13 protein-coding genes and 1 pseudogene are annotated in these 16,825 nt (G+C 36.5%); 6 read left to right on the top strand and 8 right to left on the bottom strand.

Annotation, left to right across the window (positions count from 1 at the left end):
- Nucleotides 1–7: 7 nt before the first annotated feature.
- Genes AWH49_RS15265 through AWH49_RS15255 form a run of 3 tightly spaced genes read right to left on the bottom strand, consistent with a single transcriptional unit; the run spans nt 8 to nt 2,301 of the window.
- Nucleotides 8–628: a CpsD/CapB family tyrosine-protein kinase gene (locus AWH49_RS15265; protein WP_157723751.1), complete on the bottom strand. Its 621-nt coding sequence runs from the start codon at nt 626–628 to the stop codon at nt 8–10.
- A complete protein-coding gene (locus AWH49_RS15260) occupies nt 579–1,349 on the bottom strand; it encodes a YveK family protein (RefSeq protein WP_063966432.1) in 771 nt (256 codons plus the stop codon). Before AWH49_RS15260 ends, AWH49_RS15265 begins: the two co-directional genes overlap by 50 nt.
- Before the next feature lie 22 nt (nt 1,350–1,371).
- Nucleotides 1,372–2,301 (bottom strand): NAD-dependent epimerase/dehydratase family protein, encoded by a 930-nt coding sequence (locus AWH49_RS15255; RefSeq protein ID WP_063966431.1) that lies wholly within the window; start codon nt 2,299–2,301, stop codon nt 1,372–1,374.
- 284 nt (nt 2,302–2,585) lie between these two features.
- Between AWH49_RS15255 and AWH49_RS15250 the strand changes: the two genes are divergently transcribed.
- From AWH49_RS15250 to AWH49_RS15235, 4 genes and pseudogenes are all read left to right on the top strand, one after another.
- Nucleotides 2,586–2,906, top strand: a complete 321-nt coding sequence (locus AWH49_RS15250) for a helix-turn-helix domain-containing protein (protein ID WP_063966430.1) — start codon at nt 2,586–2,588, stop codon at nt 2,904–2,906.
- 169 nt (nt 2,907–3,075) lie between these two features.
- Nucleotides 3,076–3,984, top strand: coding sequence for an LCP family glycopolymer transferase (locus AWH49_RS15245; protein ID WP_063966429.1), 909 nt, complete (start codon nt 3,076–3,078; stop codon nt 3,982–3,984).
- Nucleotides 3,985–4,601: 617 nt separating this feature from the next.
- Nucleotides 4,602–4,751, top strand: a pseudogene (locus tag AWH49_RS21360) (DapH/DapD/GlmU-related protein); the annotation flags it as partial.
- Between the two features lie 945 nt (nt 4,752–5,696).
- Complete coding sequence (locus AWH49_RS15235) at nt 5,697–6,542, top strand: hypothetical protein (RefSeq protein WP_063966428.1); 846 nt, start codon at nt 5,697–5,699, stop codon at nt 6,540–6,542.
- Nucleotides 6,543–6,972: 430 nt separating this feature from the next.
- Here the strand turns inward: AWH49_RS15235 and AWH49_RS20160 are convergent, their stop codons facing one another.
- The 5 genes from AWH49_RS20160 to AWH49_RS15215 form a co-directional block, all read right to left on the bottom strand.
- Nucleotides 6,973–7,122 (bottom strand): MerR family transcriptional regulator, encoded by a 150-nt coding sequence (locus AWH49_RS20160; RefSeq protein ID WP_157723750.1) that lies wholly within the window; start codon nt 7,120–7,122, stop codon nt 6,973–6,975.
- A 581-nt stretch (nt 7,123–7,703) separates the two neighbouring features.
- On the bottom strand, nt 7,704–8,024 hold the full coding sequence (locus AWH49_RS15230) for a hypothetical protein (protein ID WP_063966427.1): 321 nt from the start codon (nt 8,022–8,024) through the stop codon (nt 7,704–7,706).
- A 603-nt stretch (nt 8,025–8,627) separates the two neighbouring features.
- On the bottom strand, nt 8,628–9,854 hold the full coding sequence (locus AWH49_RS15225) for a PTS sugar transporter subunit IIC (protein ID WP_018393657.1): 1,227 nt from the start codon (nt 9,852–9,854) through the stop codon (nt 8,628–8,630).
- Nucleotides 9,855–12,155: a glycoside hydrolase family 3 C-terminal domain-containing protein gene (locus AWH49_RS15220; protein WP_063966426.1), complete on the bottom strand. Its 2,301-nt coding sequence runs from the start codon at nt 12,153–12,155 to the stop codon at nt 9,855–9,857.
- A gap of 230 nt (nt 12,156–12,385) precedes the next feature.
- Nucleotides 12,386–14,884 carry a GH39 family glycosyl hydrolase gene (locus AWH49_RS15215; RefSeq protein ID WP_063966425.1) on the bottom strand — a complete coding sequence of 833 codons (2,499 nt, stop codon included), beginning with the start codon at nt 14,882–14,884 and terminating at the stop codon, nt 12,386–12,388.
- Between the two features lie 360 nt (nt 14,885–15,244).
- On the opposite strand from AWH49_RS15215, the gene AWH49_RS15210 reads away from it, so the two are divergent.
- Nucleotides 15,245–15,781 (top strand): ribonuclease H-like YkuK family protein, encoded by a 537-nt coding sequence (locus tag AWH49_RS15210; protein ID WP_082862886.1) that lies wholly within the window; start codon nt 15,245–15,247, stop codon nt 15,779–15,781.
- Between the two features lie 785 nt (nt 15,782–16,566).
- A partial coding sequence (locus tag AWH49_RS15205) for a protein kinase domain-containing protein (RefSeq protein ID WP_244886889.1) occupies nt 16,567–16,825 on the top strand: 259 nt, incomplete at its 3' end.

Below are 16,825 nucleotides of genomic sequence, written 5' to 3'. Positions count from 1 at the left end.
CATACTTTTAACTTGTTTGATAAATCGCCCCTAAAATAGGATATCCTCCTCTTTCTAACATCTTTTTCGTTCTCAGAACATCCTCTTTTTTTGTCTGATTTTCTTGAATCACAAGGATCATACCACTACACGCGGCTAACAGAATTTGAGAATCGGCCACTTCTAAAAATGCTGGTGCTTCCACAATAACAGCATCATAATAGCGCTTCCATTCAGTCATTAATTGTTCGATCTTTTCAAAGCCTTCCAGGTGCATAGAATAAGATCCTGTAGGCAGCATATAGAGATTTTGAATAAATACTTCACTGGCCTCCCCTTCTTCATCCATTAAGAGATTGCTCAGTCCTATCCTGTTATTGATGCCAAACAATTCATGCAAAGCTGGCTTTCTAAAATTGGCATCGACAAGCAGCACTTTTTTTCCAATTTCAGCAAATGAGATTGCCAGCTTAGAAGATATTAGCGGCTGTAGTTCATTTTCTTTAGGAGATGTTACCATTAATACTGGCTTTCCATGATTTGTTTCATTTAAAATGTTCGTTCGAACCATTCTAATTTGCTCAGTATTTAGCCCCCTTTCAGGAGATCGTAGTTGCTCTATCCGCTTGGTTTTTCTTTTCTTTAGCACTGAACTTTCTCCTTTCTTTGTAAAATTCTTTATAGTTAGGAATTCCTTTGCCACTTTTTTGGATCTTGGCTTTGCCGTCAAACTTCCCTAAAATCGATAAACCGATCAACTCTTCCACCGTTCTCTCATTTTTTATCGAGTCATCTAACTGTTCAAGAATGACCGCCAGACCAATTCCTAAAAACACTCCTACGATAAGAGAAATAGTCATTGAGGAGACAACATTGTTTTCTTTAATAGGGTCTTCATTTTGTTCTAAAATTTTCACCTCATTAAGCTTAAGAAAAACATTCATTTTTTGGATCGATATAGCCGCAGTCGTCTTTGCGATTTTTTTTGCCAGTTCTGCATCTTGATCTTTGACATGAATCGTAATAATCTGTGAATCTTTATTATTTTCAATCATCATTTTTTCTTCTAGTGACACTTCTTGTAAACCGAGCTCTTGTTTCACTGCATTCAGAACAATTGAACTTTTAATAAAATCAACAGAAGAAGCCAGCGTTTGTGGAATTTTTTGTGTTTCCTCATAAGAATTCTCTGCATTGGTAATTTGCAAATTTCCTATTAAAATATGTTCGCTAGCCTCGTACACCGGCCTAAAAAGAAAGATTGTAACAAAGGCCGTAATCACCATTACCATAGCCGCTATCACGCTTATCACAATGATTCTTTTCTTAATTAAATGAAAAAAATCCTTTATAGTCATTTCACTCTGCACAACGGCCCATCCTTTCTTTTAATTAGCTTCGTACGATCATTTCCTTTTGATAAAAATAAATCGTTTCTTTTAATCCTTCTACAAATGAATAATCTGGTTTCCAATTCAGCATGTTTTTTGCTTTGGTATTTGCCAAAATGCTGTCTTTAATATCTCCTTGCGATTCAGGATAAAAAGCAGGAAAAATATCACTGTTAGTTATCGCTTTCAATTCGTTCACAATATTTAATATAGACGTTTGCTTTTCTGTGCTAATGTTAATAACTTCATTTTCTCCCTTTGTTAACGCAGCCACATTCGCTTTTGCCACATCTTTCACAAAAATGAAATCCCTGGTTTGGGCTCCGTCTCCGAAAATGCTGAGCGGTTGATTGTTTAAAAACCTCTTCATAAAAGTGGCCACTACACCCGCCTCCCCCTTTGTATCCTGTCTCATGCCATAAACATTGGCATAACGTAAAATCGTATACGTTAGCCCATGATATTGAGCAAACATTTTGATATAGGTTTCTGCGTGTTTCTTAGATAATCCGTAAAAAGAGATTGGATTAACTGAATGCTGTTCATCAACCGGCAAATACTTCGGGCTGCCATATAAAGCAGCGCTGGAAGCAAAAATCAATTTTTTCACATTGTGTTTGACACAAGCTTCGAGCACATTAATCGTAGCTAAAGTATTTTCTTCACTATCCTTGAGCGGATCTTGAAGTGACTTTGCTACAGAAACTTGGGCAGCTTGATGAATGACATAGTCTGGCTGAAAATCCGAAAAAATTTCATGAAGAACCTCGTTTTTAATATCCTCTTCATAAAATGTTGCCCCTGATGCCACTTGATTTCTTTTGCCACTAGAGAGGTTATCCACAACCGCTACCTGATGATTTTGCAAAAGTAGCTCCTCTGTAATATGCGAACCGATAAACCCCGCCCCGCCCGTAACTAACACCTTCATTTTCTCACTCTCCTAATTAATCTGTTAAAAAACCAGTCACTCACAATCAGTAAGCCCTCTTTTCATTAATTAACTTTCTTTATAAAGTACATTTTGATTATTTTTGTTCTTTATAAAGATCATTTCTTACGGAGAGTATAGCATGTATCCAACTAAAAAATAATAGGTTTATATACCCATTTATTCTTTTTAAAGAACAAATCAAGGGTTATTATTAAATAAAAATACACAAAATCAAAAAATGTGCGTTATAATGAACAAAAACCAAGAAAGGGGTATTTCATATGATAGGAAACCGTATTAAACAATTACGAGAAAAAAGAGGTTATACTCTTACAAAACTTGCCCAAGAGGCACAAATATCCAAATCCTATTTATCTAATTTAGAAAGAAAACCAACTGTCAACCCTTCACTATATATTCTTTCTAAAATCGCTGCCGCGCTTGGGATCACAACCGATCACCTAATCAAACCAGAACAACTTATACAGTCAGAAACAAAAAATGAATGGACAGAGTTTTTACACGAGGCTGAAAAAGCAAGTATGAATAAAGTTGATCTTCTAAAGTTTCATCATTATCTGGGAACAAAAAAAGGGGGCTGATTCAAAAAATCTCTGACATTTGAATATGCTAATACTACTTTGAAAATCTTGTTAGAGATGATGAAAGAACGGGGTCTATCGATTGAACATAACATCATTATGCGAAAAGTTTATCAATTAGATCATCAACACTCCTAATCTTAGTATGCTTTTAAAAGGAGGTTAAGGGATGGGTAGAAAGAAAAGGAAGATCATTCTCATAATGGTCTTGGTTTTACTATTAAGTGTAGCGGGGTTCATATTTAGCGCCTACGTCTCCTTACATCAAACGCTGAATGGGATACTAAATGAGTCGGCACTTGAAAAGTCAGAAAAGCGTCCTCAAAAAGTTTCGTTAAAAAACAAAGATGGGTTTACGGTGCTTTTATTAGGAGTGGATGAACGTGAAGGAGATAAAGGTCGTTCTGACACGATGATGGTTATGTCAGTGAATGGACAAGATCATTCGCTGAAGGTCGTTAGCATCCCACGAGATACTCGTGTGAATATTGCAGGGAAAGAGAAAGTAGATAAGATCAATCATGCCTATGCATTTGGAGGTGTAAATATGTCGGCAAAAACGGTTGAAGAATTTCTCGATATTCCAATTGATTATTACGTAAAAGTGAATATGGATGGTTTTAAAGATATGGTAGATGCAGTGGACGGAATTTCTGTAAACAATGTGTTTGCATTTTCATATGATGGGGCGGACTTTCCTACAGGAAACATTACATTAAATGGAGAAGAGGCGCTGAAATACTCTAGAATGAGATATGAAGACCCACAAGGAGACTTCGGAAGGCAAACACGGCAGCGGCAAATTATTCAGGGAATACTCGATAAAGGAGCAAGTATAGATTCAATGTGGAGCTATAATGACATTTTAAGTACCTTGAAGAAAAACATCGAAACAAATATGACAATCCATGAAATAAAGACGATTCAAAAAAATGATGCAGTTGCTAGTAATAATATTAAGCAAGAGCAAATAACGGGTACGGGTAAAAGAATAAACGATATTTATTATTATTTAGTACCTGAGGAAGAAAAACAGCGTGTTTCTTCCATCTTTAAGAATCACTTAAATATTAATTGAGATTAAAAAGAAACAGGCTTTCCTAAAAGAGCATTTGTCGGATGCCCGTTTTATCAGATTGGGTTAGTATAATGCAGCAAGTTCATCTACCATCGTCAAATCTCAATAAGCGTATGGTCTGTTTGAAGCTAGGTAACAATGGTTATTGATTACAGTTTGTCATTGATTAAAAAAACGCTATATCATACCTATAAGGAGTGGTATTTATGGTTGAGGTAATTAATAAAGCATTAAATGTTTATAAGTCCAAATCAATCAGAGAGATTCTCAGTTTTATGAATAACTTGACAAGAGGTTTTGTTATTTCACGCAAATTTGATAAATGCGGTCATTTTTTAAAAGTAGCCGGTAAAATACGATTCATTAAAAAAAATGGGTATGTGGAACTTGGAGATAATGTCTTACTTTATGCAGATGTTAAACTTAGCGTAGTTGGGACAGACCATAAGTCAAAATTAACGATAGGAAATAATATCGCTATTGGAGATAGAACCGAAATTCACTGTGGCAAAGAAATCGTTATAGGGGATAATTGCAATATATCGTGGGATGTTGTCATTATGGATAGAGATTATCATAGATTAAACAAGCAAGAACACGTGTATAATCCCGTTTATATAAGCGATAACGTTTGGATCGGCTGCAGATCGGTCATATTGAAGGGTGTTAAAATCGGAAAGGGGGCTGTAATCGCAGCAGGCAGTGTAGTGACAAAAGACGTTCCTCCTAATACTGTAGTGGGTGGAAATCCCGCAAAAATATTAAGAGATAATATCTATTGGCGTCCATAAAGATTGTTGTTAAGCGTACCATCTGATAACAGATTTGTACGCCTTTTTCTTATTTCCGATAAATTATGGATTACTTTTCTTCAGTTACCACTCCTGTGTACGTGTAAATACAGACACTTGCCATTAAGCCAAGGAAAAGTCTCGTATCGCTAGCATCAAGAATTCCCCATATTTTTTAATCCATATCTATGCCCCATTTTAATTTCAGAAAAATGGTCGTCACCCCTAATATAAAGCACTTCTACCTTAGATAAGTATTAAATAATTGAAAACATACACAATAAACGTTTTTTCATTTAAGCTGCTCCCGCCTTTGTTCTCTTATAATTTAGTTAGTTATTGGTAAATATAGTTTATTTCATTATGCTTTTTATTTTGACTCGCATAAACTATGCGTAAGTATCTATCATTGCAAACACAAATGATAATAGAGTTAAATCTTTGGTATCGTGTTCTATACTTTCTTGACGATGATGGCCTACAATCAAAAACCAAGCATGATCATTGTCAAGTTATGTAGTAGCAACATCTGTAAAACTGACCTCTTGATAACGGATCTTCCATTATTTTATTTAGGATATTACGCTATTTTGCATACGGCATATAAGCTCTAAACTCATCTGTAACAAGCAAATTCTCAAGATTCCATTTAGAGACGATCATTTTATCAAACATCCTTATACACACCACTTTAGTATCAGTTGATTCGGTTCAGTCTCTTGCTACTAAAACATAACTTGTTCTTGACTGATACCTTTTCATTTAGATTTACCACCCTTACCCCTGACATTTTAAACAAACGCTATGTCACTTAAGTCAACCATCTGATTATATCGCTTTTTCATACATGTATAATCATTTTTTTAGACCGGCTAGAGCAGCCCGGGTCTACTAAAATACTTACAGAGAGGAGAAAAGAAAGTGGCACAAATAGAAAAAGTATATGTGGAGGATTTTAGCGGAACAGGCTCCGTTCAGGTACAAAATGCGATTGAGTATGCCAAAATTAACAATATCAAAACGGTTATGGCCGCAGATAAGTCATATACTCTTACTACCCCTATAATTGTACGAGAAGGGGTAAAACTTGAGTTTGGTTATGGAACCATCTTTGTCGTATATGGAAATTTCAAAGTAATCGAACTAGAAAAAAATGCTTCACTAAAAGGTGCGTACATTGCCATTGATGATGTTGCATTTAATTCAGAGGTGATCCGTTTAGACGGCAAACACAAATATTATAATTTATGGAACAGAAGCAAAATTGAAGATTTAAATATTATAAATTGGTCAGGAAGCCACAAAGGTGTAGGATTATCTCTGTTTTCCGGTGGCAGCGGCCATGAGATTTCATTCGTCAATTTTGAAAATGTGAAAATAGCAGGCATGAACATTGGAATAAAACTAAAAGCACAAAAACCAACAACCGGTATGGCGTGGGTGAATGCGAACCGATTTAATAATGTATCGCTTGATGATTGCGTAAATATGATTCAAATGGAAAGCAGTTTGACTGTGCCTTATGAATGTAGCGGTAATCAATGGACAAACTTGCAAATACAGCCGTCACCTGCTACCCAAAAGATCATGAGAGTAACGGGACAATACAACAAATTTGAAGGCATGATATGGGATTTGCACTCTATTACGCATCAAAATCCGGTTATTGAGCTGACAGCAGCATCGAATTCAACCGACTTTATGATCCCATCTATACCGCTCAATCGAATTAGTGATGTCGGAACGTCTAATAGACTCCATAGATAATGAAGTAGAGAACAACGGATGGCTATTCATCGGCACTTCTGATGATTTTACAAAAAAAAGAAAACATTTGAGAATTCCTAGGCTTCATGTAAGCGATCAAACGGAATCCAAATGTTTTCTATATCGCTAAAATAGCTAGAATTCCATGTTCACATACAATTTATACGAGCCGTCAAATACGACAAGTCCTTCTTCACTTGTCATCTTGTTAGATGATTTATTTTTATCATTCCAACTACATCACATCTGTAAGGGCCAGTATTTCCTTATGTTCCCGCACCATGACACACTGTCTATCACTGGTTTCTCTCCTCTGAAAAACTGTACCGGCACCAATATTTAATCGCGATTTCACGCGTTTTTTCGTTGTAGCGGATCAAATCAAAGTGCTCTTCAAATCGCTCACTGTTTCTCATCCTTCTCTGATCTTTCACCCATACTTGTTGTGCCTTTTTATTGAAAAAACACGAAGTCCTAGCCGGTAATAAGGTATGTTTCCTTCTTTCACATATCGATAAAGCATACCTGAATAAATATTTGAAAACGCTGCTGCTTCTGGCACATTTAACCCCGTTTTCACTCCTTCCACTCCTTTCACTGATTACTTACAGCGAAAAGGAAAAAAACGATATTTTTAAAAGAAAGAAGAAAGTTTAAGGTAAAAATGAGTTGATTTTTTAAAAATGATTTGAATTTTGCACAATGATCATTTAATATAAGAGCAGCCTCCATGCACGGTTGTTTTTATTTTTATCTTCATATTCATCTTGTCTACGTATTGAGTCCGAATCAAATGCCTATCCTTGTTCGAAATAACGTTAAACATTTTGATTATTTACTTGTGAGGCAATCGAGAAGCGAAACAGCATATCGAACAAATGGGCATACTCACTGACCGCAAATCCGATGATTCAAAAGAGATTGAGCATTTTAGATAAAAAGCTTTAACTTAAAAATTTGTTTTAAAAATGCCATCCCCTCATTACGTTACGGTAATGAGGGGATGGCATCGAAACAGTTGCTTATTCTACATCAAAGTACACTTTCTCCAAGCCTGTAAACGGAACAGATGAACCGCCCAGCTTGACTTCCGAGAAAATAAGCAATGTTTGCTTAAGGATTATTTTGATTCAAGTCACGCGTTGTTTCATCCTATGCATTTCAATTAGACGATGTCGGTGTCTCTTGTTCCGTGACCGATTTATGCTTGGCTGCACTTTTTAGTAAGAAGAACGCGGAGACAAGATGCATGCCCACACCGACAACAGGAATCCACCCGACGATGGATGTGACAATCCCTAAGATAGAAGCTGTTTTGTTGGTTTTTTCTTTCGCACTGTAAAACAAAGCGAACATGTGTAAAAATAACATAATAACAAGCGGACGCCACTCCCATGATACGACAAATGCAAGACTGATGTAAGGAATGCCCAAAAGAGCCTCAAGACCGCCTGTCGTCCATTTTAAACTTCTTGATACCAAACTCCACCACCTCCAATTCCCCTCTTATATTCATATATGAGAGAAAGTAAAGGTTTATACGAAACAAGAAGCAGATGGTTTTCTTGTTAGGTTTCTGTATGTGGATTTGGCTGTTATTCGATTCATTATAAGGAAGATGCATGAATGGTTCTGGGTGTCTTAACAAGGAAGAAACCCATAAAATCATTAAAAAATACATCCATTGTTTTGTCTTGCCTTTCCCAAACAAATAATAAGAAGTGGCTTCCCGAACGATATCATTCCAAACGGATAGCGGCTTCCCGCTGCATGATTCTCAATTCATCATATAGCTTTTCATCATAGGGAATTTGAAAGGAATGTGTCACAAACATAGGGGCCGTCCCTCCTTCCTCGCTTTATACATCCATCACAATCGAATATACGTTCTTGAAGCAAGTGATATGCAGTGAAAAAACAAAAAATCCGAACGATTGACGCGTCATAAGACACGCATCGTTCGACCTCACTCTCATCTCCTGTCTAAAGAAGATGAGCTTTCCCGTTCGAAAAATCCGTAAACTTCTTCGTTCGAATACCTTCTTCCTTGGGGTAAGTCCATTTCTACTAACTATACATATTTTCTTATTTTCCTTGTTCCTTATTCCATTCTTGTTTGTCGTACACTTTAAAGAATGGGAACCAAATGAGGAACATGATCGCTAAAACAATTGCTAGTAAAATTAATCCAGTTATCCCTGAAATAATGTACGTTGATATACCAAGTGGCGTATACCAGAGCTGGAATAGCATGCTCGGAATTGGAACAAGTCCACTGTTAAGAACAATGTATACAATGATTGGTGATACTAACGCATTTAGCCAAAAAGGAATCATTAAGATTGGATTAAAGGCAACTGCTCCATAAACGATTGGTTCATTAATATTAAATAAGGACGGAACGAGTGTTGTCTTCCCAATAGATTTTAAGCGAGAGGATTTCGCAAAGAGTAGCAAAATCACCAGTGGCAGTGTTGCACCTAAACCTCCGACTCCAAGCCAGCCAGAGAAAAACGTTTCAAATGTGTTAATATTAGCTGGATCTAATCCTTGTTCAACAAGTGAAGCATTTTCATTAATCGCTTGTAGCCAGATTGGCATTAAGATTGGCATTAATACCCATGGACTCATCCCAAATGAATAAAGGAAAACGAGAATGAAATTAATGATCACAAATCCAGCAAAGCTTTGACTAATTAACGTAAGTGGTTGAAGCATTCCTACTATCACATCGAACATATCAATTTGCAGTTGATAAATAAATACCCAACCTACAAGTAATATAAAGGTAATCGGAACTAATGAATCAATCCATTCTATAATAAATTCCGGAAGCTCACTGCCTTTTTTAAAGAATGAAAAGCGTTTAAAAATACTCATCACTAAGCCGACGAACATACCGACAATTAGCGCATTCATCATGCCAGTTGGTCCAAGTCTTTCTAAAATAAAGCTAATGTTCCCATCATCTGAGATTGTTGGTGATAAGAGCATTAAAAATAGTGATAGTCCAGTTGCACCAGCAATGATCTTGTTTTTATCATAGCCTTTTTTATCCATAATATAGTATGGCGTTAGGAAAGAGATAAACAGGCCAAATAATCCGAAACTGAATGTCGTTATTGGTGATAAATTAGGCAGCCAAGAGATAAAATCATTCAAAATCGAGAATAAGGTTAACAAGGAACCAACAAGGATCATTGGTAATATAATCATGATCGCTTCTGAAATGGAGGAAATCCACACATTTTCTGTAAACTTGTTTAATTTGGGCGCAAACTTTTCATTCATCCAATTAATTAACTTATTCACTTACAATCCCCCCTCAGAAGTTTTATTTTCATGATTAACTTGGGCAATCAACTGATCTAATGCAGCACCAGCATCATTGGTATCCATCCATTTTTGACCGAATAGAGAAATCACCGCGGGAATTGGACATTCCTTAAGAAAAGATAAGGTGTATTTATCTTTCACATTCAATTCGTCACTAAGTTGAGCAAAGAATTCCATAATAATTTTCTTGCCATTTTCATCTTGTAACCATTCTTTTGTTAAACTTTTTTGTGTAAATACGGGCTTCTTCACTTCAGTCGATGTTACATGAATTGTAGTCGATAAACGAATATCCGCTACGGAACGTCCAACTAAAAGATCGAATAATCCTGTTTCAACACGCCACCCTTGAGAAGCCATATCATAAAATGCAAAATCACGTTTCGCTAATGTAAAGGTAATCTGCTTTGCTTCACCAGATTGTAAATGAACTTTTTCGAATTTCTTTAGTTCTTTTAATGGACGAATCACACTGGATTCGTAGTCATGAACATAAAGTTGGATCACTTCCATTCCATCCATTGCTCCACTATTGCGAACCGTTACAGACACTTCAACTGTTTCAGTATCGTTTATTGCTTTTTTATTCACTTGAATCGATTCATACGTAAACTCTGTATATGATAAACCATGTCCAAATGGGAACAGTGGCTTGATATTCTTTTTATCATAGTAACGATAGCCTACGAAGACTCCTTCATGATAATGAACCTTGCCATTTTCACCTGGGTAAGTTAAATGCGCCGGATTATGGGCCATATGTTCAGGGAATGTTTCAGACAGCTTACCCGATGGATTGGCTAACCCGAATAAGATATCAGCAATCGCACTTCCACCTGCTTGTCCAGCGAACCAGCCTTCAACTAAGGCAGGTACTTGATCTATCCAGCCAGTCATTGTTAGTGGCGAACCATTCGATAAGACAACTGTCATATTCGGTTGTTCTTGTACAACAGATAAGATAAGATTGATTTGTGACTCTGGCAATTTAGTCACTTCCTTATCAAATCCCTCTGCCTCCTCTAGTTCTTCTGGTATTCCGGCAAAGATAATGACTTTGTCTACTTGTTTCGCTAAAGCAATCGCTTCTTTCTGATTCATTTCGTTTTTACTCGGATCAAAATCATCATATCCACTCACATAATGTATCGTAATATCATCACCAGCAATTTCCTTCATTTTTTCCAATGGAATGTCTAAGCTATACGGCGTAACCATTGCACTTCCACCTTTACCGCCGATCCGAGGATTAATTGCATGTTGGCCAATCACTAACACCGATTTCGTTTTCTCTTTTTTGATCGGTAAGACATCGTTATCATTTTTCAATAACACTGTTCCTTCAACAGCTACTTGCTTTGCGATTAAATGATGTTGGTCGAAGTCATAAGTGTCTTTCGCAAATTTTTTCCCTTCAATCGCTTTCACAACTAATTCAAGGATTCGTTTCACACTAGCTTCAATCACAGCCTCATCGACTTCGCTATTACGAATCTGTTCGACTAATTGTTTTTGCCTAGAAAGAGATGGTCCTGGCATTTCAATATCTAGTGTAGCTTGCAATCCTTTTAAGCGATTCGTCACAGCTCCCCAGTCGGAAATCGTTACACCGTTATAATTCCATTCACTTCGCAAAATTTGGTTCATTAAAAGCGGGTTCTCTTCCGAGCGGTAACCATTGACTTTATTATAAGAAGTCATGACAAGCCACGGATTCGATTTTTTCACAGCGATTTCAAAAGCAGTTAAATAAATTTCACGTAGTGTTCGTTCATCAACTTCTGAACTAATCGTCATCCGTTCAAATTCAGAATTATTCGCTGCATAGTGTTTAAGAGACGTACCAATTCCGTTTTCTTGTAAACCATTAATATAAGCACTAGCTATTTCACCTGCTAAAATCGGATCTTCGGAAAGATACTCGAAGTTTCTGCCTCCTAATGGAGTTCGTTTGATATTCACCCCAGGTGCCAAGAGTACATGAACACCGTAATGGTGACATTCATTTGCTAATGTTTCTCCTACTTGGTAGGCTAAATCGACATTCCAAGTTGAAGAAAGCGCTCCTAATATAGGAAAAGCTGTCGCTGCATTATTCCCCTCGAATATTCCAGTAGTATGAATGTCGATTGGTTTACGAACACCATGAGGTCCATCTACCATAATCACATCTGGAATGTCGCGAATACCAGCAATCTCCCACATCCCTTTTCCGAATAGTAGGGATACCTTTTCTTCTAATGTTAGCGTTGAGTAGATTTCATCTATTTCCATCATCTCTTCATCTCCTGATGTAGAATCTATTTATCGTATTTCTTCTAAGCTATTTGTGTCAATTGAACTTACAATCACATTTTAATGTAAATTGTTAACGTTTACATTGTAAATTTTGTTGAGTTTTACGGCATTTTTTGTTGTCTTTATAAATCGAATCATACATTCACATTAGGGAAAATCAAAAGACAACAAAAAACACCCCTGCTAATTAGCAAGAATGCCTTTTTTCATTAGATGATTTTGTTAAGGGTAATTAATTGAACACCAAAAGACGGGATTTCCATTGTCACTTGGAAGGAGGAATCAATAACAAGCTGTTCCGTTCGAATCGTTGGCCCACTTCTTTTTTTCAAATAATTAATTTCCTCTACGGAAGGAGATTCAGGGGCACCCATTGCTAACCACTCATCGAAGACAGAGCCATGCTTGCGGTCCAACTGATAGTGCGTATATTTATAAACTCCGGATAAGTTATGGATCGTCAATTCAAGACTTAATTGTTCTTTTAATTCAAACACACTGTACCGATTTTTTTCCGTAATACCAGACCAGTCACCTTCCATAAACAGTTGATCCACATGACTATAGTTAAAGGCTAGTATTTGGATGTCCTCATTTTGTTTCGTGATGATATATCGTTCACCTTTCACAAGAATATGAGACCCTAATCTTTTCAGCATATAATAGGCGTAATAGGATGGCTTCTTTAGTCCTTGCATATTCATCAAGCCAAACCCACCATGAAAAATCGAGGTACCTGCAAGAAATTCTTCAAAGATGTCGGTAAATGTCCAAAATCCTAATGACTGAATCTTGCCGATTGAATCAAGGACATGCTTGAGAATAAACGGGCCCATGAACATCGTATCATGAATAAGATTCCGCGAAAAAAGAGAAAAATTCCACTCTGTAACATGCAGACTTAAATCGTTTCGATGAACACGAGACAATGTTTCTTGCACACTGTTAATAATTTCTTGATAAAAAGTCGCTTGCTTGATTTCGGTTAAACTAGTGGATGTCATCTTCTCTGTATCAATGTATTCCGAATACATATGAAACGAAACAAAATCAATCGGTACTTCGTTTTGTTCGCAAAAATTAAGAAAATCTGTCAGCCACGTTTTTTGCAAGGCTGTGCCATAATTGAGAGCAGGACCTCCTACATTCAATTCAGACGAAACGGACTTAATCGCATTCGCTGTCGCTTGATAAAAGTCGAAATACTCCTCACGGGTCCCGGCCCAGCAGATTCCTTCTAAATCCGGCTCATTCCATACTTCAAAATACCAATTCTTCACTTCCTCAATTCCATAACGCTGAATACAATGACGAATAAAATTCTCAACTAAATCGATCCATTTTTTCATGTCATGGGGCGGAGCAATATTGCCTTTCCACCAAAATATCGTCTCATCCGAACGTTTTAAACTAGACGGCATAAACCCTAATTCAACAAAAGGATGTGTCTTCATCTTAATCAAGAAATCGTATAATTTATCTACGTAATTCCAATTATAAATACTTTTCCCATCAGGAGATTCATGATAAACCATCATTTCATCATTAAAGATTCCATGGAAACGAATGTACTGAAAATCTAATTCTTCTTTCAACATAAGAAATTGTTCTTGCCAATCGGCACGAAGACCTTCTGATGCTCTTCCCGCAGTCGTTAACACTTGCCAATATGGCTCATACGGTTGCCCAGTCTGGTCTACATCAACTTCCACAAAAAGTTGGTCGAGCGTAGTAAGTTGATTCGCTACATGAGTCTCTTCATTAGGCAAATATTCAAATAAATTTTCTAAGGTGTTTACTTTTGAAACATCTGAATAAATACCATTAGGCGTTTCCTCGATAATTAATGGGATTGACGGCGGAAGAAGAGATTGATGCTCCATATGCTGCTGACGATACTTGGTTGGCGTCATCCCAAACTTATCTTTAAAGCTCTTGTTAAACGCTTTATTATTCGCAAAGCCGCAATCATAGGAAATATCCAAGACACTTTTATCTGTTTTTAACAACTGACTCGCTGCTTTATCTAACCTGATTAAAGTTAAATATTTCTTAAAAGGCACGCCCATCTTATCCTTAAAAAAATGCGAAAAATAGTAAAAACTAAGATGCTCTCGTTCAGCCATTTCATTTAATGACAGCTTTCGCATATAATTTTCATCAATGTATTGAATAATCTGGCTTAATCGTTCCATATCATGATTATTGGATAGAATCATTTTCTCATCTTTCAATTCATGAGGAAAAGAGCGAAATAAATAGCCAATTAATAAATAAAGAATCCCCACTAGATTTGATCGATATCCTTTTACACGTTTATTGAGTTCCCAGGCCATTTGTGCAAGATAACACCGAATAATATCATATGCTTCTTGTTGCTCTGTATCTTGTGAATTACAGTGGAATATTACTTTTTCTAATTCAGGAATATAATGATTCGTCAGCTCTAGATCAATTTGTAACGTTAACAACACATTCTCCGAATCGGTTTTATCAATTTTATGCACGTTCATACTATTAATCACAATAAAATCTCGTTCATTCAGTACATATCGCTTACTTTCTACAATTAACTCAATAGATCCTTCTACAACAAAAATAAGCTCGATTTCTTTATGCCAATGAAATGGAATATAATTCACACTATTGATAAACATTTTAAAAGGTAAATTTTCTTGAAGTTCAATAAACTCATATTTATGTCCCATATTTAACACCACCTGCCTAGTGCTTTTCTTTATATAATGTACATGATAGGGTTGGTGGGGACAAGCAAGGGAACATATAAGGTGATCGTAAAATTAAAATAAAGAACTACTCTATAGTTGAATAGCTGAAGAATTCAAGCGTATTTTAGGTAATAGCCATTCTTCAAATAAAATGTCAGTTTCCTTTTATACAGTCACTACATGAAAACTTGCCCCTATCTTCAGATGGCTATAGTCTTCCTTTCCCCTGCACGACAGCAAAACATTTGCCATATGATGTATGGAGAGTGCATATATTTTTCACTATATTTCCGTCATGTTGATTTTATCAATAAGTAAGGAAAGCTGGGGTGCTACAATGTGAAGTATTTTCCAGTTTATAATCATTCATTTCAAAATCTCCAGGAATATAATATGTCATTTGAAGAGGTTTTCAATCATATTGTCAAGTTCATGACAATAAATCCAAGGGGCAAGTATCGATTAATGATAGGTACAGATTCCCAAGTTCATACCGCACATACCATTTTTATTACAGGGATTGTGATACAGCAGGAAGGACATGGTGTATGGGCATGTATAAGTAAAGTGATCATCCCCAGAAGAATGACGCAATTACACGAACGTATTTCCCAAGAATTATCTTTAACGGAGGAGATTGTTTCCCTGTTTACGGAAGGTAGAAAAAATCAGTTAATCAATATCGTTCTTCCTGCTGTATACGAAGGGGCAACATTCACGATGGAAGGCCATATTGATATTGGAGCCGGTAAACGGAATAAAACAAGGGAGTTTGTAAAAGAAATGGTCGCTAGAATGGAATCGATGGGCGTTGAACCTAAAATTAAACCAAATGCTTTCGTTGCTTCAAACTATGCCAATCGTTATACAAAATAAGAAAAGCCATGTCCTTAGTTTAAAACTTCTTCCCAAGATAAAACATCGTTACAGCTCCCCTCCGCCAGAACTTTTTTTGTTTTTATTTTCTATATTCATTATTTTTTTGTATTGTTATGTATTCTTTTATCTGTAACATTCTTATATAAGAAAGAATAAACCTATATAGGACAAGGGATGGAAGGCGTTACAGATCTTTTTTGGATCTGTAAAACAGTCTTAAATCACGGGTGTTACAGATCGTCTTCCGGATCATCTGTAACGAGCCTATCCATTCGTAACTGTTTTCCTTTTTTCATACGGCGTCCAAACTCGGTATGGCCGGTCGGACACCTTTGATCGCGGATAACCGGACATGAACGGCGTAAGCCTCCTATAGCTATGTATACCGGAAATTTAGTGAACTAAAGTCAAATCTAAATTGTATAAAATTCAGACGGCAATTTCCCATTCTGATGCAGCTGCATCATTTATTGTTGAATTCTAGCATGAAAGTGCCGCGTTTCAGCTTCTTCTTTTTTTCGATTCCCCAGCTGTTTTAGGTCAAGTGTACGTGACCTACATTTTTCTGTCCGGATAAATATAGACGATCCAGAGTAGCTGTAGTACATAAAATTCTTCCCTAGTTGTATACTTAAGACACTCAAGAGTTTGATCATGAAAGAATTTTAAGCTATATGTCATCTCCTAATTTAAAAGAAGAGGTGGGAACAATGTCCATTTTACGTTCCATTCGAAAAATATATCAGTTTTTTATTGATATACCGATGAAAGAAGGGACGGTTTTGAACGATCAATACGAGGTTTTGAGTGTGATAGGAACGGGAAGCTATGGGATGGTTTATCTTTGCAAAGACTTGAAAACAAAGGAGAATAGAGTGATCAAACAGCTTCGGCCAAGTAAGCGCCGTAACCAAAAAGAGGTAGAGCTATTTGAAAATGAAATTTCGATTTTGCGTACGCTAAACCACAAAAAGATGCCCATGTTATATGAACATTTTTCAACTCCCATGAAAATTAAAATCTCCGATTTAGAGAAAAAGG

It is taken from the genome of Domibacillus aminovorans (assembly GCF_001643235.1).
GTDB lineage: Bacteria > Bacillota > Bacilli > Bacillales > Domibacillaceae > Domibacillus > Domibacillus aminovorans.
Note: the sequence above shows the minus strand (reverse complement) of the source record. Positions and strands in the feature narration are given on the sequence as shown.

What these genes read in the sequence shown, in the direction of transcription:
- AWH49_RS15255 (WP_063966431.1), bottom strand. Translation starts at nt 2,301, where the DNA reads ATGAAGGTGTTAGTTACGGGCGGGGCGGGGTTTATCGGTTCGCATATT.
- AWH49_RS15250 (WP_063966430.1), top strand. Translation starts at nt 2,586, where the DNA reads ATGATAGGAAACCGTATTAAACAATTACGAGAAAAAAGAGGTTATACT.
- AWH49_RS15245 (WP_063966429.1), top strand. Translation starts at nt 3,076, where the DNA reads ATGGGTAGAAAGAAAAGGAAGATCATTCTCATAATGGTCTTGGTTTTA.
- AWH49_RS15220 (WP_063966426.1), bottom strand. Translation starts at nt 12,155, where the DNA reads ATGATGGAAATAGATGAAATCTACTCAACGCTAACATTAGAAGAAAAG.
- AWH49_RS15215 (WP_063966425.1), bottom strand. Translation starts at nt 14,884, where the DNA reads ATGGGACATAAATATGAGTTTATTGAACTTCAAGAAAATTTACCTTTT.